Here is a 23,057-nt window from a genome sequence, read left to right on the forward strand (position 1 = left end):
GTTGATAAAAATGGATTTTTTCAGTGGTGTACGGAAGTACGTCGTTTGTACCCTTATTGAAGGGGCGGGAGCAACAGGACGCTGTAACCGGCCTTGAGCGTGACCTTGACCGAGCGCATCTTCTTGCTCACGTATTGCGACACGCCCTGGATGGCGCTGCGCCCCAGGTCGGAGAGCAGTTGCGAACCGGCATCGTCCGTGATCGTGATACTGCTGCCCATGCCCGCGCCCATATTGGCGGCGATCTCCTTCACGGCATTGAGTTCTTCCGACCCCGGCACGGGAATACCCTCGTTGCCGTTCGTGTCATAGACCGACAGATCGACCGGAACGACCGCCCCGCCGTGCTGGACAGCGCTGACCTTGACCGTCAGCCGTTCGCCGTTGATCCTCGCCGCCCCCGTTACGGGCGTACCCGAGGGGATGAGCAGATCTCCCGCCATCATCGGTTCCAGCAGCCGGAAAGTAACCTCCCCGCCATCGGTGAGCGTCACGGTTTGCTGCACGGCGGCACGGATACTGTTACGCTCGGGCTCGCGAAGGTCGCTCCCCACCGTGTTGAAACCCCAGTTCCGGGGCTTGACGAACTCACGGGCGAAGACCGAATCGGGCAGCGGGGCGGCGAGCAGCGACACGATGTTACGGCGCACCTGGCGCACGGGCTGCACGGAAGCCTTGCCGGAAACGGAGGTTTTCTGACGCGGGGCTTCAGGGGCCTGACCGCCGTTCATGTAGCGGGCGGCGATCTCGTAGGACTTCTCCAGCAGCGCCACCTGCTCCTCCTGGGCCGTTTTCTGCGCCTGCTGTTCTTCCAGGCGGCGTTCCAGTTCCTCGATGCGGGCCTGCATCTCGCGCTCTTCCCCCGTTTCACCGGCGGTCTCCTCGTAGAAACTGCCTAACTGGCGGTTGATGTCGGCATAGGCGGCACGGGAAGTCCGGAAAGCTCCCGACGAACCGCCGGCAGAGCCGGAAGACTTATCCGGCACGGCAGCGGGCATGACAGGCTCTTCCTCCTCGTCCTCCATCCCGAACGCGAAATCCTGCAAGGAGCGCATCTTTTCCCGCTCCCTGCGCCGCATCTCCTCCTGCACGTAGGCATCACGCTTGTCCGAGAGGATACCCTCCGATTCCGGGGTCGGCAGCTCCGTGTTGAAACCCGCCGAAGGCTCCTCCCGTTCTTTTTCGCCGGGGGAGAAGATCAGCCACATGCACCCGGCAAAGGCCAGGAAAAAGAGCGGGAAGACCACCATCTTCTTCCGCATCTGTATCTGCCGGGGCGTGAGTTCCTTTTTCCCCGCCTCCGGCTGTTTATTCTGTTTTTCGTTCGTCGTCATAATTGAAATCTTTTAGATGTTTTACACTGTCGGCCTCCTGCCGTTGTCTTAATTCCAGCTCCAGCCGCTCGATATGCCGTATCTGCATCCGTTCCCCGGCTCCCTTGCCGAAGCGGTAGATGGAAGACACGGTAAAGTAGAGCGACAAGACGGAAAAGAACAAGAGCAGCGTGAGGATCACGATAATCCGCTTATCGGGCGAGAGCGCCCCGCAAGCGCGGCGCAGGTGGTCTTCGACCCACTCCCCGAAAGCCTTTATTCTCTTCTTTGCCATAGCCTTATCTTTTTAATGTACGTAAATCGCGGTTCTCCAGAATCTCGAATTTCTCCATGATGAAACCCTGCGGGTTATTGTCCGAACGCCCCGAGTTGATCAGCTCGCAGCGCGTGACCAGCGAACGCTCGGTGATGTTGCTCTCGCGGACAATCATTTGCCGGGCATAGGTCATGGCCCGGTAGGGATAGGCGTTGAAGTCGCACACCACGGAGTCCACCTCGATACGCTGGCTGATGTTCCCCGACACCACACGGTTGTAGTAACCTTTCTCCTGCATGTCCTGGTAATAGGCGAAGGCGCTCTTATCGACCAGGAACAGCGCGCGGTTGATGTTGCTCTCGATGGCCGCACGGTCGGGCGAGAGGGTGAAGAACAACTCGTGAAAACGCCGGATATGTTCGCGCGCCTCCACGGGGCGGTTCTGGCTCAAATCCTGCGAGAGCGCCAGCATCAGCGACTTGCCCCCGTCCAGGACGTAGATCTTCTCGCGCTGCTTTTCGGCGAAACGGAAGCTCGCGACCACGCTGAACACGGATACCAGCGCGCACAGGCAGAGGAACACGATACCGAAAAGCCGAATCTGCCTGAAACTTGTTTCGATGTTTTTTAATGACTTGAATTCCATTGTCCAAATTGTTATGAATGATTACTGTTACCTTGTGTTGCCAGGTTGCGCCCGTTGGGGGCACTGCCCGAAGCCTGGCCACCGCCCCCGTTACCGGAGGAGGAACCGCCACCGCCGCGACGCCCGAACGTGCGGCCGATCATGTTGCCGGCGATACCGCCCGCGACACCCGTGGCGAATGCCCCGGCCTTGTTGATACCGCCCATAGCCCCGCCGGCTCCGCCCGACTGGATCACCCACTCGGCAACGGTGGGGATCGTGAAATAGCCTATGATACCTATAATCAAAAAGATAATATAGACACCGCTGCCGCTGTCGGGAATGTAGTTGGGGTCTTGCAGGGCCAGGACGTCCGCCTGGAGCATCAACGTCTGGATCTTGGCCAGCACCGCGGAGAACAGGTCGGCGATGGGAAGCCAAAGGTACACGCTGATATAGCGGGAAATCCAACTCGCGAGCGTCGAGTGGAAGCCGTCGTAAATGGAGAGGGCGAACGACAAGGGCCCCAGAATCGACAGCACGACTAAAAAGAATGTCCGCAGCGTGTCGATGGTAAGCCCCGCGGCGTTGAACAACAACTCGAAGAAGTCCCGGACAAGTTGCCGGAAACCGGCCTTGATGTCGTACCACGTGCGTTCGGCCCACATGCTGATAATCTCGCCCAAGTCCGTGATACCCATATCCGCAAGCCGTTGTTCATACACCTCGTCGTCCACTAACCAAGCCTTGCCCTCGCGCCTGCGGGCCTCGGCTTCCAAATCGTCCTTCTGTTGCTGGTATGCCTGCAAATCCAATGTCTGCCCCTCCAGTATGGCGTGCGTGCCCTGCACCACGGGCGACATCACGGCGTTGATCGTCCCCAGAACCACGGTGGGAAAGAACATCACGCACAAGCCGATGGCGAAAGGCCGCAGGAGCGGGAACACGTCGATAGGCTCCGCATTGGCCAGTGCCTTCCATACCCGGTAAGCCACGTAAAAGAGCGCACCCAGGCCGGCGATACCTTTCGCCACCCCGATCATGTCGCCGCATAGCGGCATCATCTCCTGATACAGGTTCCGGAGAACCTGGTGTAAATTGTCGAAATCCATGACTGCCTCCGTTTTCAGGTTACCAATATCTGTCGTTCGGGTTCCCGTAAAGTGCCAGCACCCGGTGCGCGTCGCCCTTTTCGCGGCTGCGGATGAAGGACACGGAGATGGTCTTGCGCGTGTAATAGCGCGTGAGGTTGCGGTACTCCAGCATCTTCGTGTAAACCTGATCCACCACGTCCATCCGCTCCTTGTCCGAGAGCGAGAGGCCGTTGCCGCCGGTTATGACCGTCTTGAGTTCCGCCACCAGCGCGCCGCCCTCCTCCAGCAACCGGGCGTAACCCGCCGAGATCGCCGCCAGCTCGTCCACCGTGAAGTTCGGGTCTGAAACCATACGGTTGAATCCCGAGGTGTAGATTTCCGTGATCTCGCTGACCATTTCGAGCGTCAGCTTCACCTTCCGGGCATCCTTGATGATGTTATGCACCGATTTGAGGGCGTCGTAGTAAGCCTTGCTCTGGTTATAAATCTTGATACTCTCTTGCAGCGACTTGACCATGTTGGTCGCCGTGGTCGAGCTTTGAACCGCGCTCTTGATGTTCTGAACGAGGTTCGACGGGTCGATGACCGTCCACTGCGCTTTTGCCTGGTACGTGAAGCAAAGAAGCCCCACGAACAGCGTTAAAATCAATCGTTTCATCCTTTTCATTATTTAATTCGTGAATACTTGGGCGGTCATTCCGACGCCCGGTAATAATCCCCGTAGGCGGAGAGCTGGAGCACCTCGCGCCCCGCATCGTAGGCCAGGGCGACATACCCGTAGAGGTCGAAGTAACGGATACCTCCCCAATACTTCCTCACGGGACGGGAGAAGCGTGTCCCGTCCTTGTAGGACACCTCCACGTAAAAACCGCCGCCCCGGCGTCCCGGGTTGCGGTAGATGCGAACCCGGGGAGAACCCGAGCGGCTTTCCCACTCGCCCGCCACCTCGTACAGCGCGAAGTCCAAACGCGCCGCCGTGGGGTCTGATCCGATACACTTGCGATACATGGCCTGCCCTCCCTTTAACGTTTGCCCTCGGCGAGCTGCCTGATCGCCAGTTCCATATCACCGCCCAGCTCGCCGGCAAGCCGCTGTACCTCCACTTTCTCCGTTTCCTCGGTCGTGTAGGCCAGGTACTCCGGGACGCTGACCTCCGTGGCATAGACCGCCGACTGAACGCCGCCCAGACCGATCCAGACCTCCTTGTATTTACGGGAAGGGTCGTTGGACTGGTTGATCGAGAGAATCTGCGCCTTCTCCTTGTCGGTCAGCCCCAACAAGGACTGAATCGCGTCGAAACGGTTCATGAACTTGCGCTGGTCGAGCAGGATCTTGCAGTCCGAGTTGTTGATGATCGCCTCCTTGACCACCGGGCTGGAAATGATGTCCTCGACCTCCTGCGTCACAACGATGGCCTCACCGTAGTATTTGCGGACGGTTTTATACATATAACGCAGATATTCAGCCATATTAGCCGTAGAGAGCGCCTTCCAGGCCTCCTCGACGATGAGCTGTTTGCGTACCCCCTTGAGCCGTCTCATCTTGTTTATGAAAGCCTCCATGATGATAATGGTGACCACGGGAAAAAGCTCCTTGTTTTCCTTGATGGAATCCACCTCGAAGACCACGAAGCGCTTCGAGAGCAGGTCGATGTTGGCCCGGGAATTCAGAAGGAAGTCGTAGCGTCCGCCCTTGTAATACTGCCGCAGGGTGATGAGCATGTTGTCGATGTTGAAATCCTCGCGGCTGACCCGGATCTCCCGCTCCTCCAGCTCGCGGCGGTAGTCGTCTCGCAGGTACTCGTAGAAACTGTCGAAACACGGCACGATATTCCGGTCGGCGCGGATACGCTCGATATAGGCGTTCACGGCACTGCCCAGCTCGCCGCTCTCGGTCTTCGTGATCTTGTCGTCCTCGGTTTTCCAGAGTGTCAGCAGCAGCGTCTTGATGCTGTCCTTCTTCTCCACGTCGAAATAGTAGTCGTCGGTGTAGAACGGGTTGAAACTGATGGGATGTTCCTCGGTATAGGTAAAATACACGCCGTCCTCACCTTTGGTCTTACGCCGGATCAGCTCGCAAAGACCCTGGTAGCTGTTACCGGTATCCACCAGCACGACATGCGTGCCCTGCTCCCAGTATTGGCGGACTAAATGATTCATAAAGAATGACTTGCCTGACCCCGAGCCGCCTAACACGAATTTATTCCTGTTTGTAATGATCCCTTTTTTCATCGGTTCGTCCGAGATGTCCAGGTGCAGGGGCCTGCCGCTTACGCGGTCGCACAGCTTGATGCCGAAAGGGCTGGACGAGGATTTATAGTTGGTTTCCTCCGTGAAGAAACAGACTGCGGGCTCGATGAACGTGTAGAACGATTCCTCGGCGGGGAAATCCCCCGCGTTGCCCGGCATACCCGCCCAGTAGAGCGTGGCGGCGTCCACGGTGTTGTGGCGCGGGCGGCACTCCATCAGAGCGAGCTGGCTGCCCACATCATTGCGGATATGCCGGAGCTCCTGCACGTCGTCCGACCAGGCCAGCACGTTGAAATGGGCCCGGACGGATTGAAGACCGAACGAGTGCGCCTCATTGAGATACTGGTCGATCCACTCCTTGTTTATCTGGTTTCCGCGGGAGTAGCGGGAAAGGGACTGCATGTTACGCGCACGTTTCTCGAACATACGCAGGTTTTCGTCGCTGTCTTCCAGGAACACGTACTGGTTGTAAAGGTGGTCGCAGGAAAGCAGAAGCCCCACGGGGGCCGCGAACGAGAGCAGGCAGTCCGAACGGTCGGTGGAAAGACGCTCGTAACGGGTATCCGTACCCACGCGCCCCGGCAGGTCTTCCGTGTCCGAGAGCGTGTGCAGGCACACCCGTTTGTTGCCCACGCGCAGAACCTCGGCCCCCAGCTCGATGTCCTGAAGAGAAGTCGTCTCCGAGAGCGAGAGGGAAAAGTACCGCTCCAGCAGGCCCGGACAATCCGCCGTACCCGTGATCTCGTCCCCCGTGAGGCGGACAAGGGTCAGGAAACCCGAATCGTTCAGAATACGCTCGAACTGTTCCGCCGCCTCCAGGAATTTTGTCGCCGATTCCCGGTTTACCTCTTTGGGAATGATGTTGCCCCGGCAGAGGGTCGAGAAGTCTGAACGCATGTGCATACGCTCCCTCGTCGTTTTCGTCAGGTAGAGGAAGCAGGCGTGGGTCAGGAACGGACGCTCGTTGAAATGCCGCTCGTAACTGCGGGAGAGGAAACTCATGTCCCCCTCGCCCGTGGCCGGGCGGTAACGCTCGCGGATGAAGTCGGGTAGGTCAGGGACATTACTGCCCCTTTCCCCCCTAAGAACCGTACGTGAGAGTTTCCCCTCATACGGCTCAAGCAACTCAATGCTTTTATTTCTACATAAAAGCCGGCTCATAATCCTCTGTTTTTAACTGGTAATAACTTCTGCGGCAACCGTCATGAAGAAGAAAACTATCCATTCGGTTATTTGTCAGCTGTTTTACGACACTCCAAGAGTGTTCGTTGTCTATCGGCTCACCACAGTAGGGACAGCAGCGTTGTTGTCTCTTCCAGAGATGCAGCAGTGATTTATACCCGTTGAGCGATTGGAGCATTTTGTAGGTTTCCCTGTGTTCAAAATATTCCTTCCACTGCGGGTCGTATGGGTTTGCATCCCCTTTGATTTTTACAAACCGCTTTATTTTGGTGTCGTACAGTCGTTTCAGCACGATTATACTTTCGGGTTTTCTCTTGTTGGGAGTGACCGCGAAAGTCCATTTACGGTTGTTAATCTTGTGGAAATACTTGTCAGCAACCCAATACTTCCCCTTTTTCGGGTGTCGGCGTTGTGCCCACTGCCATAACTTTTCGAAGATCAGTTTGTCAGCTTTCCTGAAAGTCTTGGATGATACGGAGTAGCGATAGTAATTCGCCCAACCCGTTATGATCGGGTTCAGTAGTCTTATCAGGGATTCCTGTTTTGCTCCCTTATGAGCTTCGATGGTTTCCCGGATTTTGACCATAAACCTTTTCAGACTCTCTTTTGACGGTTTTATCAGAAGTTTTCCGTTATACTTGCGAATGTTGTATCCGAGAAAATCGAATCCTTTGCCGATGTGAGTTATCTTCGTTTTTTCTTCTGACAGGGTAAGCCCCCTTGCATGGAGAAACTCACGAACAATAGGCAAGATCTCGTTTTGCAACAATTCCTTCGATGCTCCGGTGATTACAAAATCATCGGCGTACCGTATAAGGTGTACCTTGTAGCTGGTATAGACGCCCTTTTTACAGTGTGTCTTAAACCGTCTTTTCAGTACCGCCTCCAATCCGTCAAGGGTCATATTGGCAAGGGTCGGCGATATGATACCGCCTTGCGGCGTGCCTTCAACCGTCGGGAATAGCTCGGAGTTGTAAACAAAACCACTGTTCAGCCATTTGCGGAGCATCACTTTATCCATCGGGATATTATTCAGCAGCCATTCGTGGCTTATGTGGTCGAAACAGCCTTTGATGTCCCCTTCAAGTATCCATTCGGGCGATACGTCTTTTGCGAGTACACAGAAGCATTGTTCCCTTGCATCGAACGTGCTTCGTTCCTTGCGGAACCCGTAGGAGTTGTTGTCGGCTGTCGTTTCAGCTACCGGCTCCAATGCCATCAGATACAGCGCCTGCATAGCCCTGTCTTTCATGGTAGGAATACCCAACGGCCGTTGTTTGCCGTTCTTTTTGCTGATATAGACCCGTTTCAACGGTTGGGGATTGTATCCCCTGCGTTTCAGTTCGCTGATTGCCTGAAACTTCGCTTTTGGGGTTTTCCATAATACACGGTCAACCCCTGCTGTCTTTTTACCTTTGTTAGAGGTCACCCGCTTTACGGCCAATGCTTTGGCGTAAAACGAATGCGTTAGCATCCACTGTAAAGCTTTCACTTTACCGTATCTGCCTTCTTTTTGAGCCTTTACAATACGTGCTTGTAGCTTTTTAACCGCAATTTCGCACCGGAGCCAGTCTATGCTGTCCCAAGCGTTCGATTTTCGGTCAGTCGATGCACACGAAATTTCTAATTCGTTCATTTGCGTTTCAACTTTAAAAAGTTCTAAAAGTTTCTTGTAAAGAGTCACCATGCGGAAGTCTGCCCGCTTTCGCGTAGGGTAACGTTGAAACCCCTATCCGCCCCATTACAGGACGGCATTCGCTTTTTCCGCATTCCTGTGCCTGCATCCCGTTCGGCCTTCCTTACGGTCGGCTTACCTGTTTTCGTAGGAGAGATACAGGTTTTCCATGTTCCGTGTAAGTGACAAAGAGAATGGGTTAGAATCTGTCATTCCGCCGGCAGCAGTGTGGTTCGTGTAACCCCAGACTGGAGAGGGTTATCCTCGCTGCACCCGTTTCCGGGCTTGAGCCTGTCAGTATCGTTTGGCTCATTCAAACTAACGACGTTTAGCGACAGTTCACATGTGTTATTCATACCATTCAAGCCAAGCTCCCGCGCCGTCTGATACTGACGACGATTGTTTTCCCCTCACGGTTCAAACTGCCCCTTTCGGGCGGGCTACCTTGTCTGGGCAGCTTAATACAATTAAGGTGCATCTGCCCATAGGCTACTGCTGACGAAACAGCAGGTTTAATCTTTGTTTTATGTCATACTCGATGACTTAAATTATTTGTTAAACAATCACTTACACGACATCATGTCGCACCCAGTCCTGCTTGTGTACCACGCTGTATTCGGGCAAGACCTTCAGGGCCTTGCACCAGGCGGCGTGGATCGCCTCGTACTCGGCGGACGTGACGGTGAACAGCTCCGGGAGTTCGACCCGATAGGCGACCGTTATGTCCGCGTCCTTGCTGATGATACAACCGCCTTCCACGGCCAGGAGCGGGAACTTGCTTTCCAGCGTGGTGGCTTTCAAGATGTTTCTCATACGCGGCCCCCCTTTCTTTTCAGCAACCGGCGCAGGGACTTGCGGTTGAGCAGGTAGCGGGGATGCCGGCGCGCGGCGAACAGCTTCATCAGCCCGTGTTCCCCGTAACGGGCGTTCAGGCGGAAGGTAAGCCAGACCAGCACCGAAGCCGCCGCAACGCCGAAAGCGATACATACCCACTGATCGACCCCTGCCATGTAGAGGATGACGAACACCACGAAGACGGCCAGCAGGCCGCCCGCGAAGATGAAGAGGTACTGCGCCTTCAGGCCCCGGAACTCCACGCTCTTGCCGATTCCCTTGTTGATTCCATATTCCATAATTATTTGCATGACAGGTTGGACTACAAGAAGAAAGAGCGTAGGATCGTCGCGGCGACAATCAGGAAAATACACGCGCCGAACCAGCTCGCGGCGGTCTTCGACGTGTCGGGGTCGCCGCTCGAAAACTTGTTATAGACCTTGATCCCGCCGATAAGGCCGACCACAGCCCCAATCGCGTAGATGAGCTTCGTTCCGGGATCGAAGTAGCTGGTTACCATGTTGGTAGCCTCCGTAATGCCGGCGATGCCGTTGCCCTGCGCGAAAGCGGAGGAGATGGCGGCAAAGAGAAATGCCGCCGGAAGAAGAATCTTGTTCTTTCTCATAACTCGATAATGTTTGAATTGTGGCGCGGGGATGGATAGGCCCCGCACCGGGTTAAACTTCTTGATTCGGATTTTTTCAGTGGTTCGAGGATAGCCTCACGTGCTACCCGTAGTCTTTTTCTTTCATCGTGATGTCATTATGGGGTTAAACAAACTCACGGACGTCGAAACCCGTGGGAACCGAACCCTGCGGAGATGGGCTTTCCGCAGACCTCTCGGACATACGCCGGTGAAAGGCCGAGAGGTAGGTGTCGATCAGGGATTTTACCCTGTCGTTCCCGTCGGGGCGGCCCGAAACGATGACCTCGAACATGTCGGTCTGTTTCAGGCCCAGGAGGACACGTCCCGTTTCCTCCCTTTGCTCGTCTGTTGAAGGTGGATCATGTACCACGTGGCGGTAGGCTTCGCCCATCTGTTCAAAACTAACCCCCTGGGCAAGCGAGCGGCCCAAAAGGGGCAGCTCTTCGGTGTCGTCTTCATCCTCGTCATAATCCGGCTCCTCCGCGTCCGCATCCGGGAAAGATTCATCGTACAGCGGAAAGTCGATTTCCAGAGGTTCGTTAGGCTCCCCCTCGGGAGCGACACCGAACACTTCATCCAGGTCTTCCGGCGGAATCTGCCGGGGGTGTTCGGGTACATTCGTGGGCACAAATATATCGGCTTTTTCCGTAACTTTTTCAGTTTCAGATTCTACGGCAGCTTGTGGCCGGGAGTGGCGCGGGTCGAGGACAAAGCGGCTCCTGCCGATGATCTCCTGCCGGCAGGGAGTGTCTTCGGCAACGATCCCGTCTGCCGGTTCGTTGCGTTCCATCCGCCACAGGCGGAAAAACGCCCACAAGGCATACCCCACGGCAAAGAGGGGCAGCAGCCACAACGCCCCGTTCATCGCTCCTCCGCTTTGGGTTGCCGGGAGGCCACGGCCTCACGCTCCTCGAAAAGCCGCTCGATGGTTTCCCGGTTATCGTCCAGGTGCGCCTTGAGAACCTTGTCCACGTAGGCCGTGATCGTCACGTCGCCACGACCGATGACACGGGTGATCTCGCGGATACGCTCGTGATACGACGGACGTATCTTCACGTGCTTGTTACCGGCGAAAGGCAGCCGCAGCAGGCAGATGTAACGGGCCAGGTACTCGGCCTCGGGGGTGGGGACAGTCCCCACGGCGACCTCCCCCGAAGGGCCGTCGGGGACGATAAGGGTTTTCATCCTGCGCCGGTAGCGGCACACGCGGAAGATGAAGGGCACGGCGACGCAAAGGACGGCCGCCAGGATAACAGATAAAATAATTGCTTTGTCTGACATGATGGATTGTTTTTAATAGGTTGTAAATATTGGGTTCATAACTAAAAAATATCGGAGTTCCGTTTCTTGTAGAGTTCCGAAATTTCCTCCTGATAGGTCGCGAAATGCTGCTCCAGCACATTGTCCAGGTAGCTATACAGCGAGAGTTCGTTCTTACCGATAACCTGCACTATCCGGGTTATACGCTCGTGAAACTCCTTGCGGATATACACCGTTTTGCCGCTTCGGGTATTGGAGGGGGCGTTCCGGATAAAAAGACGCTCGTAATCCTGGCCTTTCCCTCTTCGGCGGCGTCCCTCCTCTTTCGTAGCCGGCGAGGCGGCGGCCTCGCCGGACGGTTCCGATAGAGCCGATGCCTCCTCCTCTTTTTCCGGCGTGTAAGGATGTAATGGCCGGTTTCGGCTTTTGGCCTGGCTGATGATGAAGGAAGCGTCCAAACCGTCGTCATGTTCTTTTCCGCTCATAAGATCCTACTTTAACAGTTCGATCAATTCATCCACGAGTTTATCCAGGTTGCTGCCCCGGATCAAAGAACGGTCTGCCGGGAAGAGCGTGGAGCGGAAGACAGAGCGACGGCTGGCGTTCTGCTCACGACGAAAACGCTTGGTGTCAGGCAGGAAGGTCTTCAGAACAGGAAGACCCAGCTCTTTCATTACCGCCTCGTAAACCTGATATAACTCTGTCTTTTCACGTCCGTCCACCATGTTCCATAGCATATACAGCCCTTTCATCCGGGACTTCTCGCGGCCCATGATATGCTCCTTTACCACAACCGCGTAATTCAGGGTGCTTTCCATGACAACCCGGTCGGCACTGATCGGGGCGACGAGATAATCCATTCCGGCCAGGGAATGAATCAGATCCTCGTTATTGATCGTACCGGGAAGGTCGAAGAACACATAATCGAAATCACCTTGCGGCAGGAGGTAGTCGGCATCGGCCAACGCCTCTTTCGTGTTGCTTTCCACGACAGGATAGGCTTTCTTTTGAAGCCGGGTGAATTGTTCGTAAGCTAACCTCTTGTAATGTTCGTCTTCGAGGGCAAGCTTCAGGTCACGTTCCCGCATCTCCACGATGGAGTGTTGGGGATAATCGCAGTCGATGACCGCGACATTGAAACCCTTTACATAGTGCAGGTAAGAGGCTGCCAGCACCGTGAGGGTGGTTTTGCCCGCTCCGCCTTTCTGGGTGGAGAAGGCCACGAATTTCGTTTTCTCTTTCATTGTTCCATGCGTTTTTAGTTATACAATCGGGTAATCGTTCATCTCTTCACGTATCCGGACAAGTGACGGCATGAGATTTTATGCTGGTATGCCGGCACGCATATATGCTGGTGCGCTGGCAGGCTGTTACGCCGGTATGCCGGTGCATGGGCGCGTGTCCGATTTTATACTCATGCGCAACCGCATTTGCTTATCCGGACAAAGACCCGCTTTTTCCTCTGCACACGATGTTTTCTGCATCCGTCCACACGTGTGCGGACAGGGGGATGTGTCATTGCCCGTATCCGTTCTCACGTGCAAAGTAAACCCTTAAAAACACGGGTTGTATGCTCTTTTTCCGCTATGGCCGCGTGTGGCGTCAAAGTGGACGCAAGTGGCGTAATCGCTTATGGCACAAGTGATTGAATAGGTCGGTATCTTTGCCTCGTGAACGATCCCGACGCTAATGAAGCCGTCCTTGCCCCGTTTTACGGCGGCTCTTTCAATGTTCTGTCCGCGAGCGGGCAGAAGGTATTTGCAAAGGGCAAATAGCAAGCTGTGTTTTCTGCTGCACGATTCTCGTTTTGCAGCAGAAAACAGCTTGCCCGCAAGGGGGAGAAAGCACCTCCGGAGTCGGTGCTTTTCAGAAGGGCGGCAGGCCGCGAAGGGATCGGAATTTTCAGGAACCGGTGGGGCTCTGGCCTCTCCTTAAAATTTCGATGCGATGGAAAAGAACAGAAAGCCCCGAGGGGGCAAAGGGGGACGACCCGCGAAAAACGACCCGGCCGTTTACCGCTTTTCGGTAAACTTTTCAGCCGTGGAACATGCCCGTTTCCTCGACCTTTACGAGCAGTCCGGGCTATTGTCCAAAGCCGCTTTTATCAAAGCGAGAGTGTTCAACGAGGCGTTCCGGGTGGTAAAGACCGACCGGGGAACGCTCGAATACGTGGCGAAGCTGACCGCTTTCCACGCCCAATTCCGTGCCGTGGGAACGAATTACAACCAGGTGGTGAAGGAGCTGCACGCGCATTTTTCCGAGAAGAAAACACTCGCGCTGCTCTATAAACTGGAGAGAGCGACACGTGAACTGGCGGCCGTCGGGCAGCAGGTCGTGTCGCTCTCCGAAGAGTTCAAACAGCGATGGTAGCCAATATCACCACCGGAAAAGACGTGTACGGCGCGCTGGCGTACAACCAGGAGAAAGTCGATCGGGGCGACGGGAAAGTACTGCTGACCCACATAGTGAGGGAGCCGGCGGATGGGCGCTTCAACGTGGCCGCGACGGCAGAAGACCTCCTGCGCTGGATGCCCTCGCACTACCGGACGGAAAAACCCGTCGTGCACGTATCGCTCAACCCGGCTCCCGAAGACCGCCTTGACGACGGGCAGCTCGCGGAGATAGCCGGGGCCTACATGGAGCGCATGGGCTGGGGAGGACAACCTTATATCGTATTCAAGCATACCGACATCGGACGGGAGCATATCCATATCGTGTCGGTGCAGGTGGCCCAGGACGGGCGCAAGATAAACGACAGCAGGCGCAACGAACGCAGCGTGGCCGTTACCGAGGAACTGGAACGGGAGTACGGACTGCATCCCGCCAAAGGGAGAAGGCGGGAGAAAGGGCAAGGGATCGTCCCCGCCGATTACACGCGGGGCGACCTGAAACGCCAGGTGGCAGCGGTAATAAAACCGGCCGTGGCGACATACCGCTTCCAGACCCTCGGCGAGTTCCGGGCATTGCTGTCCTTATATAATATAGGTATAGAGGAAGTCCGGGGAGAGCGGAACGGAACCCCCTACCGGGGATTGCTCTACACGCTGCTGGACGAGAACGGGGACAAGGCAGTGGCCGCGCCGCTCAAATCCTCACTGTTCGGTAAAGAGGTCGGGTATGACGGGCTGGAACGGCACATGGAGCGTAGCGCCGAACGGTTCGGGAAGGACGACACGAGGAGGCAAATCCGTGGCCGGGTCGATAAAGCGCTTCGGGGAGAACCCACGGAGGAAGAACTGCGCGAACGCCTGCGGGGAGCCCGGGTGGATCTCTACATACGACGCAACGAAAACGGCCGCATCGTGGGTGTGACGTTCATTGACCACGAAACACGGACGGTCGTGAACGGATCACGGCTGGGAAAGGCATACTCGGCCAACGCCTTCGAGCTGCGCTTCGGCGGAAAACGGAATCCCGGGGAAAACACGAGGGGCTTGTCCCCGAAACAAGCGCCTGCCGGACGGGACGGGCAACGGAAGCGGAATACCTCACGACGGAGGAAAGTATAACATCTCAATTATCATTCATTTATTAAATCTTACGGTTATGCAACAGGAAGACGACCTTCGGGGTCTTGCTAAAACAATGGATTTCATGCGGGCATTGAGTATCTTGTTCGTGGTTATCAACATCTACTGGTTCTGCTACGGGCAGATACGGGAATGGGGAATCAATATCGGCGTGGTCGATAGGATTCTGCTGAACTTCGACCGCACCGCGGGGCTGTTCCGGAATATACTATGGACGAAACTTTTCGCCGTAGTGTTCCTCGCCCTTTCATGCCTCGGGACAAAAGGAGTAAAAGAGGAGAAAATTACCTGGCGGAAAATCACGGCATCGCTGGCCACGGGAGGCGTGCTGTTCTTCTTCAACTGGTGGCTGCTGGACTTGCCGCTGACGGCAGCGGCGAACGCGGCTTTCTACATACTGACCCTATCGGCCGGGTATATCTGCCTCTTGATGGGCGGCGTGTGGATGTCCCGCCTGCTGAAGAACAATCTCATGGATGACCCTTTCAATAACGAGAACGAATCATTCCAGCAGGAAACACGCCTGATCGAGAACGAGTACTCCATAAATCTGCCGACGAAATTTTACTATAACAAACAGTGGAACAACGGGTTCGCCAACGTTGTAAACCCGCAAAGGGCTTGCATCTGCATGGGAAGCCCGGGCAGCGGGAAGAGTTATTGTGTTGTAAACCAGTTTATTAAACAGCAAATCGAAAAGGGCTATACCCAATACATCTATGACTACAAGTTTCCCGATCTTTCGGAAATCGCTTACAACCACCTGCTGAATCACCAGAAAGGTTACAAGAAAATCCCGACTTTCTACGTCATAAATTTCGACGACCCGCGCCGCTCGCACCGCTGTAACCCCATTCACCCGGACTTCATGACCGATATTTCGGACGCCTACGAGAGCGCCTATACCATCATGCTCAACCTGAACCGAAGCTGGGTGCAGAAGCAGGGCGATTTTTTTGTGGAAAGCCCCATTATCCTTTTCGCGGCCGTGATCTGGTTCCTGCGCATCTACGACAACGGGCGGTATTGTACCTTCCCGCACGCCATCGAGTTCCTGAACAAGCGGTACGAGGATATTTTCCCGATTCTGACATCCTACCCGGAACTCGAAAACTACCTCAGCCCCTTTATGGATGCCTGGCTCGGAGGCGCTCAAGACCAGCTCCAGGGCCAGATAGCATCGGCCAAAATTCCGCTTTCCCGCATGATTTCGCCCCAGCTATATTGGGTCATGTCGGGCGATGACTTCACGCTCGACATCAATAACCCGAACGATCCCAAGATACTCTGCGTGGGGAACAATCCCGACAGGCAAAACATTTACGGAGCGGCTTTGGGATTGTATAATTCCCGGATTGTCAAGCTCATAAATAAGAAAGGCCAGCTCAAATCGGGCATCATCATCGACGAGCTGCCGACAATCTACTTCAAGGGACTCGACAACCTGATCGCCACGGCCAGAAGCAACAAGGTCGCCGTGCTGCTGTGCTTCCAGGATTTTTCACAGTTGAAGAGGGACTACGGGGACAAGGAGGCCGCCGTCGTGATGAACACGGTGGGCAACATCTTCTCCGGGCAGGTCGTAGGTGAAACGGCCAAGACACTCTCGGAACGGTTCGGTAAGGTATTGCAGAAGCGGCAGAGCATGACGTTGAGCCGCAGCGACAAATCGACATCCATATCCACGCAGCTGGACAGCCTGATCCCGGCCTCGAAGATCTCGACGCTCACGCAGGGAATGTTCGTCGGGGCTGTGGCGGACAATTTCGACGAACGTATCGAGCAGAAGATTTTCCACTGCGAGATTGTCGTGGACAACGAAAAAGTGAAAGCGGAAACGGCCCGGTACAAGAAGATACCACAAATTACCGATTTCACGGACGAGAACGGGACGGATCACATGAAACAGGTCGTGCAGGAAAACTACGAACGTATCAAGGCAGAGGCCGGCCGCATCGTCGCCGAGGAACTGGAACGTATCAAGAACGACCCGGTGCTTTGCAAGCTCCTGCCGGAACAGAACTAAATGAACACAAACACCCCCGCAAACACCCTCCGTTACCTTAACGGGGGCTGTTTCTTGGTTTTATAACCGCACAGCCGGTGTTTTGGAGCATAAAGTAGTGATTATGTGAACAGAAAACATTATTTTTGTGTTCGGAATCCTTTTAATTATAAGTATGACAGTTACCGATATATACGAAGCAATGAACAGCAAGGCGGAAGCGTTTTTCGAGTGGTTGCAGGCTCACCCGAAATACGGGTTGCTGTTTGGTGTCGGGTTGCTTGCCCTATGGCTTGCAGGGTTGCTGTTCCGTTGGAAATGGGCGTGTCATTGGCAGTTTAACAGCAAACTGTGGTTATTTGACGATTGCAAGCCTGAAACACGCCGCAGGGTTCAGATTGTGTTGGTCAGCGTTCTGATTATACTTATATTGGTTGGTTTCTTTGTATGGAGATAACGGTATGGAAAAGGACAATCGCAAATACCGGATCTGCTTCATCGACTATATGTGGTATGTAGCCGAGATATGGCACGAAAGGGAGCGTACCAATCTCAACGGACGTATGCTACTGTTTTGGTGCTGGCTCTTCGTCCTACTCATACCGCTTGGGGTTCCGCCGATATTGCGCCTTTTCGGCTGGATGATTGGTTTGGCCATAGTGATTCCTCTCTGCTTTCTTCCCGATTTATTCTGCAAGCTACGCTATACAGCCGGACGGCGTGAAGCGCTCCGTGAACATTACGGGAAGATGAAACATCCCGGCAGGAAGCTCGCCAAAATAGTTCTTATCGCTATCGCCCTGATCGTGGCAAATGTAGCGCTGATGTTCCACCTCGGATTTATACATTGGGCATGATGAAACGGCAGGAGAATAAGCAACGGTTCTATCTCTGGGACTACCTCTGGTGGATGGGGGAGAAATTGGAACAAGCAAGACGAACAGGCAGGGTCGATGGCGAAATGATGCTCTCGATTTATATCTTCGCTCTTTTGATATTCCCTATGATGACTGTTACTATCCGGCTTTTTCCAGGTGTGTCGGCATTGTTGCCATGTGTCGTTTTTAGCATTGTCACATTTGCCGTTATGTCGCTCGTCAGCAGGATTTACAAATGGCGAGGCAAAGCAGTGATGTCTCACTATGCCAAGTGCAGGTTTAACGAACTCCTTGCGGTTCTGTTATTTTTCCTTGCGATAGCCATTATCTGCTTTATGATGTATCTTCTTGACAAAAAGTGAAACAAGCTTTGATACGAACTCCGGGCCGTTATATCGAATGGTCTAACTCGATGTACCAGTTTCCCTTGATGGGTTTGTAAAGCGTGGTGTCGTTGTACGTCCTGCGGTAGATCTCGTTCAGGTCGCCATATTCGGTGATACGGATATTCCGACGGCTTCTCAATCCGGGATCGTAAACGAAACTCTTGGACGTTCCCGCATCCACGATGCCGTGGGAGTAGTACGGCATAACAAGGCTCACATATACCGAATCTGCCGTTCCCCATTCCCTGCGATCAACAAGGATAAAACCGCATCCAATCTCTGATAACAAGGAGTCGAGTAGGATTCGCTCCGGCTTCAACAGTCCATATACCGGAATGTCTTGTTCGTCATTCGTTTCATGGAATGTATCGCTTTGTTCTGTTGAATCAAGTATAATGACCTCTTCCGGAGAAAGCGGCGGGTAGTGAAAACTACCTTCTGAACTCTCTGCCATGATTTCGTACACCTTACGGAACGCCACCTCGTGCGTGGTGAAATGGCGTATCATTTCCTCGTCCGACGGCGGCATGGGAGGCTCTCCGCAGCTTGCGGCAAGCAGGATTACAAATAACAGGATTATGATTGGTGTTCTCATTTTCTAATGTTTAATAGGATGCAGATAATCACTGTTTAAGTGATTGATGTGCGTGTTATCAATACTTTAACTACAAACTTTAAAACAATCATTCATTTTATAATAATAGTTTCGTATCTATCAAAATGTATTCCTTGAAGATGATGTTTCAATACAAGGTTCTTAAATTCCTCCCCATAAAAAGTATAGCGACAATTTACATTCGGAAGTCTGAAAATAGTTTGCTCTTGGATTTTATTTTTATCCAACACAAATTTATTTATACAACTCACCCATCCTCTTTCTTTATCTAACCACACTATATCTGATTCTTTTTCAATCAAAGCATCTATTATATTGGTACAATGAAAAAAATAAAAACCTTTTGGCGACTTTATATCAAGAATTTCTCCATTTTTGATAAGAATATTTTCTAAAATACTTAATGCTTTGTCGCTAATAGTTAATAGAGGATTACAAAATTGTGATAAATCAAAATGTTTATGTCTATTACTTTTTTTCCATATATATTCCATCTCAGGAGGATTCCACTGCTTTAGTAAACCTTCAGCATGTCCCATACAATTTTGCCAATCTTCCACATTTGGAAAACGTAAATCGTTAAATCCTTCTAAACTACCTATTAAGTAAAAGTTCATATTGTCGTACTGTAATTGATAATGTTTGGTGGCTAACCGACCTTTCAGGGGTAGTTAAGCCGCTTGTTAGCAACCTCTTTTCGTTTTATAGATTATTTCAGAATATCCATTTGGAAATGATTTGGTAATACTTTCTAAAGCCCCATCGTCTTGATATTGGAATATATGAATTAAATCATTACCACTATTACCCTCAATATCATATTGTTTGACTTCAATATGTGTCAAAGCATTTTCTTTATAGATATAATTCTCTTCACGGCAACCATACCTACCACATAACTGTGACCGTTTCAGCTTTCCGCCCTCAAAAAAGTAATGGCATACATTCATCAAATGTTTTCCATTATCGTATAGAATACTTTTCACAAGATTGTCTGTATAATACAGGAAAGTGTGATAAAACTGATTTTCAATAGAACAACCAACCTTAACTTCTACGATTTGATTTTGGTTATTAAATCCGTAGATACAAAGATTTTTGGTGCTTTTTATTGTATCAGGACGCTTTACAGGTTTTCCTTGTTTGCAACCATTACGCTGATAGGAATATGGAGTAAGTTCATAAAACTCGCCCTTATACAACTCAGTCCTGACAACATCGTCTTCTATTTGTTGCCTTATGGTTTCAAAGTCATTTTTCAATGCTTCAAATTCAGTTCTTATAGTTTCTCCAATCATTTTCATCTTTTTGGGGTTGCTAATGTTCGGCAGCGTTCCGCTTATTCAATCGGTTTGCTGTTTGTTATCGGTCTATTTCTTCTGTTTCAATCTTGCCTCCAAGTTGTTCAATTTCTTTTCGATATTCATCCACAATTATAGAGTTCCCTATTCCAAGTAAAATTTTATCTCTTGAACAAAATTCCTTGATTTCACTTAGTGGAACAGAAAATTTCTTTTTTAAGTACAGCATAATTTTAGGCAATTCATTTCCCTTGTCTGCAAGATATATATTGTAAATCTTAGGACTAATGATTGTCAGATAATCATCTAATTCCGTATTCTCAAATTGCACAAACTCGGCAGTTGGTAATATTGCATAACGAAAACAATCCGATTTTGTATCACAAAACACAATGGAATAACCGCCTCTGTTAAGTTGCTTGTTCATAGCTTGGAACAACAAAGGCAAATAGTCACCTCGGCGAATTTTGTCCCAATCCAAAGAATCCTCAAACTTTTTAGTGTTCCATAAGAAACGTTCTATCCCATAATTCTTTAACATCATCGTAATGGAACGCTTAACCTGCCCTGAATATTCTTCACCACTCCAATCAATAACTGCCATTCTGTGAGAAACTATAGCAAAACAAAGCATAATATCTACTTCACTAAATTCATTGTCTTCAGAGCTTGTATCGTACCATCCCTTTTCAAACATTTTCCTATGTTGAAGGACAAAGGTTCTCTTATCTATATTGAACAACTGAATCATTTCTAAAAATTCATCATAGTGTTCTTTTAATAACACTTTAGCGAATAATTGAAGTTTACTATCCATATTTTAATTTTTAGACCGATAATGTTTGTTGGATAATCGACCTTTGGAAGATTAATCCGTATGCTATCGTTTATTTCAACTTAATTAGTTTTTCATATTGACAAGAAACATCAAGAAGTTTATCTACTAATTCATCTCCAAGCCAACAATCTATTAGATATTTGCCATAACTTGGTGTAAACGAGTAAATATCTTTATCAATCGCATTAATCATATTTTCCAATTCTTTTTGTACATTATGTAATGCACCATCAGGAAGAGAAGTCTTCCTACATTCAAAAGGTTGCGCTAATATTCTTTTTACATCATCAAGTATATTCACACAACAACTTTTTACTGTTTCTTTTCTACTTACCATATTAAACGATAATGTTCGGCGAATAATCGTCCTTTAGGGAGATTGATACGCTTGTTATCTGCCTTTATTCGCTTTGATAAGTTTCAACTACATACAAATCAACATTAGGATAATCATTTGAAACTGTCTCTATAATTGCTTTTACATCATCCCATTTTAATCCTCCTAATCCAGCACCGATTGCAGGTAAGGCTATTGCCGTTACATTATCACCACTGGCTAACTCAAGCATCTGTATCAGTGCCTTTTCGATATACTCTATTTTAGCTCGTGTTCGCCACGTTGCTTGAGTACCAAGGTTATATATATGTCCATTGCCATAATCATAATCAAAAACATCACCGGGGCAAAACTTATTTTCTTTGCACAACTGCTTATATTCAAGATACATATCTGGATATTTGCTTTTGAACTGTACGGCAATGCCTTTACCCATTGCACCGGCACAATTACAACCATGCGCATAACTGCTCACTCCATCAATACGGAATATGTCGCCTTTTTCAATATACCTAATCATTGTTTTTTTCTTTTTTATTGTTAATTATTCTGGGCAGATAATGTTTGGTGGCTAACCGACCTTTCAGGGGAGGTTAAGCCGCTTGTTACTAACATTTTATTGTGTCAATTCATTATTAGTTTTACAACAGACCAATGACATTTGCAACAATATATATTGTCGCTATGTTGTTCTATACCTTCTATATCTATCATTGGAAGTTGTAATTTCTTTCCTTTCATCACAATCTCAAACTCATTGAAATGCCAATCTTTAAGTTCTTGTTTTTCTATTGTGAAGCCACAACTCTGTAAAAGTGTTGTAAGCTCTATTATAGGATTGCATATTGATTTGTATTGACACATATTATTTTTTCCTTGTTAGTAATGTCCGGCAGATAAACCGCCTTCAATGTTTCATCTGTTTGTTAGCAACCTATTTTCTATCAATCTTTTGTAAAAGTTGATTGTAATACTTCTCTAACATTTTGATGTTATTTTTTCTGTCAATTTTTCCACTTTCATTATCTGTGTATGCAAACCACTTAAATAGCAATTCAACAAAAATATGTTTACCAATTTCTGTTAAAGAACTTTCCTTAATAATTGAAGGCATGATTAGGTTTCCTTCATTATCACATGGATTATCACACAAAAGCCCCTTTCCGTATGCGTAGTTTAATAAGTTCTGACAACAGACTTTTGCGTAGTCTTTATCTCTCTGACGGATTTGAGCTTCTATAAGTCCGTCAACATCAAAAATTATTTGGTCACTCATATTCTTTTTAGTTTGTAAAGTTGCTAATGTTCGGCGGATAATCTCTCTTACGGAGATTTATCCATTTGTTACCGATGTGCCATTTATTTCTATTTCTTTAAATTTTAAAAACTCATTTGCCTTATACAAATGAAGTAATTGCATTTTCATATTTTCATTGACAATGTTTTTATAAAAACCGTATTTATTCCACCCTTTTAAAAAGAACCCATCTACAGATGAAGGTATTTTAGACATATCTAACACAAGTGTACTCATGCATTCAAATTCTTCTCGTTTGGAATGAATATTGTCAACACAATCAATTACTTCATTAAAAATAATTGCCATATAATCAAGTGGGAAATCTCCATATACTGAAACCCTTTTTAAAGAAATTCCTTTTATGGAGGACAATTCGTTTATATTCAATATATCTTCTCTGACAAGAAACAAATGGCTGACTTCAGCAAATTCTGGCATTCTTATTTGCCCAAATCCAGATATACTTTTAGCGATTAGCCACTTACCTTTGATAAGAGCTTTTATCTGATACCTTTCCGATGAAGATGAATCTATAATTCTTTGAAAATTAATTTCTTTATCTTCATATATAAACTCCCACGAATATGTAATACATTTCTTCCATATTCGATTTTCTCCATTCAAGTATATTTTATACCATTTCATATTGTCATTGTTAATCGGTAATGTTCTGTGGATAATCGACCTTTATAGGAGATTAATCCGCTTGTT

At 50.2% G+C, this 23,057-nt stretch carries 28 protein-coding genes and 1 pseudogene; 6 read left to right on the top strand and 23 right to left on the bottom strand.

Annotated features, from left to right (window positions below):
• Nucleotides 1–53 precede the first annotated feature (53 nt).
• From traM to R3O62_RS02045, 15 genes and pseudogenes are all read right to left on the bottom strand, one after another.
• On the bottom strand, nt 54–1,334 hold the full coding sequence (traM, locus tag R3O62_RS01975) for a conjugative transposon protein TraM (RefSeq protein ID WP_029427936.1): 1,281 nt from the start codon (nt 1,332–1,334) through the stop codon (nt 54–56).
• The gene (locus R3O62_RS01980) at nt 1,309–1,608 is read right to left on the bottom strand and encodes a TraL conjugative transposon family protein (protein WP_004295449.1); all 300 of its coding nucleotides are present in this window, start codon (nt 1,606–1,608) and stop codon (nt 1,309–1,311) included. Before R3O62_RS01980 ends, traM begins: the two co-directional genes overlap by 26 nt.
• Before the next feature lie 4 nt (nt 1,609–1,612).
• A complete protein-coding gene (gene traK, locus R3O62_RS01985) occupies nt 1,613–2,236 on the bottom strand; it encodes a conjugative transposon protein TraK (RefSeq protein ID WP_004295450.1) in 624 nt (207 codons plus the stop codon).
• Between the two features lie 11 nt (nt 2,237–2,247).
• Entirely contained in the window at nt 2,248–3,327 is a 1,080-nt protein-coding gene (gene traJ / locus R3O62_RS01990) for a conjugative transposon protein TraJ (RefSeq protein ID WP_007486337.1), read from the bottom strand.
• A gap of 19 nt (nt 3,328–3,346) precedes the next feature.
• Complete coding sequence (locus R3O62_RS01995) at nt 3,347–3,967, bottom strand: DUF4141 domain-containing protein (protein ID WP_004295452.1); 621 nt, start codon at nt 3,965–3,967, stop codon at nt 3,347–3,349.
• 35 nt (nt 3,968–4,002) lie between these two features.
• Entirely contained in the window at nt 4,003–4,317 is a 315-nt protein-coding gene (locus tag R3O62_RS02000; RefSeq protein WP_004303798.1) for a DUF3876 domain-containing protein, read from the bottom strand.
• 14 nt (nt 4,318–4,331) lie between these two features.
• A pseudogene (locus R3O62_RS02005) lies at nt 4,332–6,602 on the bottom strand (TraG family conjugative transposon ATPase); the annotation flags it as partial.
• A 97-nt stretch (nt 6,603–6,699) separates the two neighbouring features.
• A complete protein-coding gene (gene ltrA / locus R3O62_RS02010; protein WP_005840044.1) occupies nt 6,700–8,376 on the bottom strand; it encodes a group II intron reverse transcriptase/maturase in 1,677 nt (558 codons plus the stop codon).
• 606 nt (nt 8,377–8,982) lie between these two features.
• On the bottom strand, nt 8,983–9,228 hold the full coding sequence (locus tag R3O62_RS02015; RefSeq protein WP_007851792.1) for a DUF3875 domain-containing protein: 246 nt from the start codon (nt 9,226–9,228) through the stop codon (nt 8,983–8,985).
• On the bottom strand, nt 9,225–9,551 hold the full coding sequence (locus tag R3O62_RS02020) for a DUF4133 domain-containing protein (protein ID WP_029427933.1): 327 nt from the start codon (nt 9,549–9,551) through the stop codon (nt 9,225–9,227). Before R3O62_RS02020 ends, R3O62_RS02015 begins: the two co-directional genes overlap by 4 nt.
• Nucleotides 9,552–9,571: 20 nt before the next feature.
• Nucleotides 9,572–9,874 (bottom strand): DUF4134 domain-containing protein, encoded by a 303-nt coding sequence (locus R3O62_RS02025; protein WP_004303800.1) that lies wholly within the window; start codon nt 9,872–9,874, stop codon nt 9,572–9,574.
• Between the two features lie 145 nt (nt 9,875–10,019).
• Nucleotides 10,020–10,760 carry a hypothetical protein gene (locus R3O62_RS02030; RefSeq protein ID WP_029427932.1) on the bottom strand — a complete coding sequence of 247 codons (741 nt, stop codon included), beginning with the start codon at nt 10,758–10,760 and terminating at the stop codon, nt 10,020–10,022.
• Nucleotides 10,757–11,176 (bottom strand): DUF3408 domain-containing protein, encoded by a 420-nt coding sequence (locus R3O62_RS02035; RefSeq protein ID WP_004295458.1) that lies wholly within the window; start codon nt 11,174–11,176, stop codon nt 10,757–10,759. The genes R3O62_RS02030 and R3O62_RS02035 overlap by 4 nt, the downstream gene beginning before the upstream one ends.
• A 41-nt stretch (nt 11,177–11,217) precedes the next feature.
• Complete coding sequence (locus R3O62_RS02040; RefSeq protein WP_004319163.1) at nt 11,218–11,640, bottom strand: DUF3408 domain-containing protein; 423 nt, start codon at nt 11,638–11,640, stop codon at nt 11,218–11,220.
• Between the two features lie 6 nt (nt 11,641–11,646).
• Nucleotides 11,647–12,399, bottom strand: a complete 753-nt coding sequence (locus tag R3O62_RS02045; RefSeq protein WP_004295460.1) for a ParA family protein — start codon at nt 12,397–12,399, stop codon at nt 11,647–11,649.
• Nucleotides 12,400–13,102: 703 nt separating this feature from the next.
• Here R3O62_RS02045 and mobA point away from each other — a divergent pair.
• From mobA to R3O62_RS02075, 6 genes are all read left to right on the top strand, one after another.
• A complete protein-coding gene (gene mobA, locus R3O62_RS02050; RefSeq protein ID WP_004295462.1) occupies nt 13,103–13,525 on the top strand; it encodes a conjugal transfer protein MobA in 423 nt (140 codons plus the stop codon).
• The gene (mobB, locus tag R3O62_RS02055) at nt 13,519–14,664 is read left to right on the top strand and encodes a conjugal transfer protein MobB (RefSeq protein WP_004295463.1); all 1,146 of its coding nucleotides are present in this window, start codon (nt 13,519–13,521) and stop codon (nt 14,662–14,664) included. Before mobA ends, mobB begins: the two co-directional genes overlap by 7 nt.
• 37 nt (nt 14,665–14,701) lie before the next feature.
• Nucleotides 14,702–16,711, top strand: a complete 2,010-nt coding sequence (gene mobC, locus R3O62_RS02060; protein ID WP_005681351.1) for a conjugal transfer protein MobC — start codon at nt 14,702–14,704, stop codon at nt 16,709–16,711.
• Nucleotides 16,712–16,865: 154 nt separating this feature from the next.
• Nucleotides 16,866–17,147, top strand: coding sequence for an Imm17 family immunity protein (locus R3O62_RS02065; RefSeq protein WP_004295465.1), 282 nt, complete (start codon nt 16,866–16,868; stop codon nt 17,145–17,147).
• 4 nt (nt 17,148–17,151) lie between these two features.
• Nucleotides 17,152–17,547 (top strand): hypothetical protein, encoded by a 396-nt coding sequence (locus tag R3O62_RS02070; protein WP_004295466.1) that lies wholly within the window; start codon nt 17,152–17,154, stop codon nt 17,545–17,547.
• Complete coding sequence (locus tag R3O62_RS02075) at nt 17,544–17,930, top strand: hypothetical protein (RefSeq protein ID WP_004295467.1); 387 nt, start codon at nt 17,544–17,546, stop codon at nt 17,928–17,930. Before R3O62_RS02070 ends, R3O62_RS02075 begins: the two co-directional genes overlap by 4 nt.
• Nucleotides 17,931–17,958: 28 nt before the next feature.
• Here the strand turns inward: R3O62_RS02075 and R3O62_RS02080 are convergent, their stop codons facing one another.
• The 8 genes from R3O62_RS02080 to R3O62_RS02115 form a co-directional block, all read right to left on the bottom strand.
• Nucleotides 17,959–18,549, bottom strand: coding sequence for a DUF4948 family protein (locus R3O62_RS02080; protein WP_004319175.1), 591 nt, complete (start codon nt 18,547–18,549; stop codon nt 17,959–17,961).
• Nucleotides 18,550–18,641: 92 nt separating this feature from the next.
• Complete coding sequence (locus tag R3O62_RS02085; RefSeq protein WP_004295469.1) at nt 18,642–19,187, bottom strand: imm11 family protein; 546 nt, start codon at nt 19,185–19,187, stop codon at nt 18,642–18,644.
• A 66-nt stretch (nt 19,188–19,253) separates the two neighbouring features.
• Entirely contained in the window at nt 19,254–19,874 is a 621-nt protein-coding gene (locus tag R3O62_RS02090; RefSeq protein ID WP_004295471.1) for a hypothetical protein, read from the bottom strand.
• A gap of 58 nt (nt 19,875–19,932) precedes the next feature.
• On the bottom strand, nt 19,933–20,688 hold the full coding sequence (locus R3O62_RS02095; RefSeq protein ID WP_004295472.1) for a DUF6630 family protein: 756 nt from the start codon (nt 20,686–20,688) through the stop codon (nt 19,933–19,935).
• A 70-nt stretch (nt 20,689–20,758) separates the two neighbouring features.
• The gene (locus R3O62_RS02100) at nt 20,759–21,010 is read right to left on the bottom strand and encodes a hypothetical protein (RefSeq protein WP_004319180.1); all 252 of its coding nucleotides are present in this window, start codon (nt 21,008–21,010) and stop codon (nt 20,759–20,761) included.
• A gap of 100 nt (nt 21,011–21,110) precedes the next feature.
• Complete coding sequence (locus R3O62_RS02105; RefSeq protein ID WP_004319182.1) at nt 21,111–21,566, bottom strand: macro domain-containing protein; 456 nt, start codon at nt 21,564–21,566, stop codon at nt 21,111–21,113.
• A gap of 414 nt (nt 21,567–21,980) precedes the next feature.
• On the bottom strand, nt 21,981–22,322 hold the full coding sequence (locus R3O62_RS02110; protein ID WP_004295473.1) for a hypothetical protein: 342 nt from the start codon (nt 22,320–22,322) through the stop codon (nt 21,981–21,983).
• A 57-nt stretch (nt 22,323–22,379) separates the two neighbouring features.
• A complete protein-coding gene (locus R3O62_RS02115) occupies nt 22,380–22,991 on the bottom strand; it encodes a hypothetical protein (protein WP_317472927.1) in 612 nt (203 codons plus the stop codon).
• Nucleotides 22,992–23,057 lie beyond the last annotated feature (66 nt).

The sequence above is a fragment of the Bacteroides hominis genome, assembly GCF_033042785.2.
GTDB classification, from domain to species: Bacteria; Bacteroidota; Bacteroidia; order Bacteroidales; family Bacteroidaceae; genus Bacteroides; species Bacteroides hominis.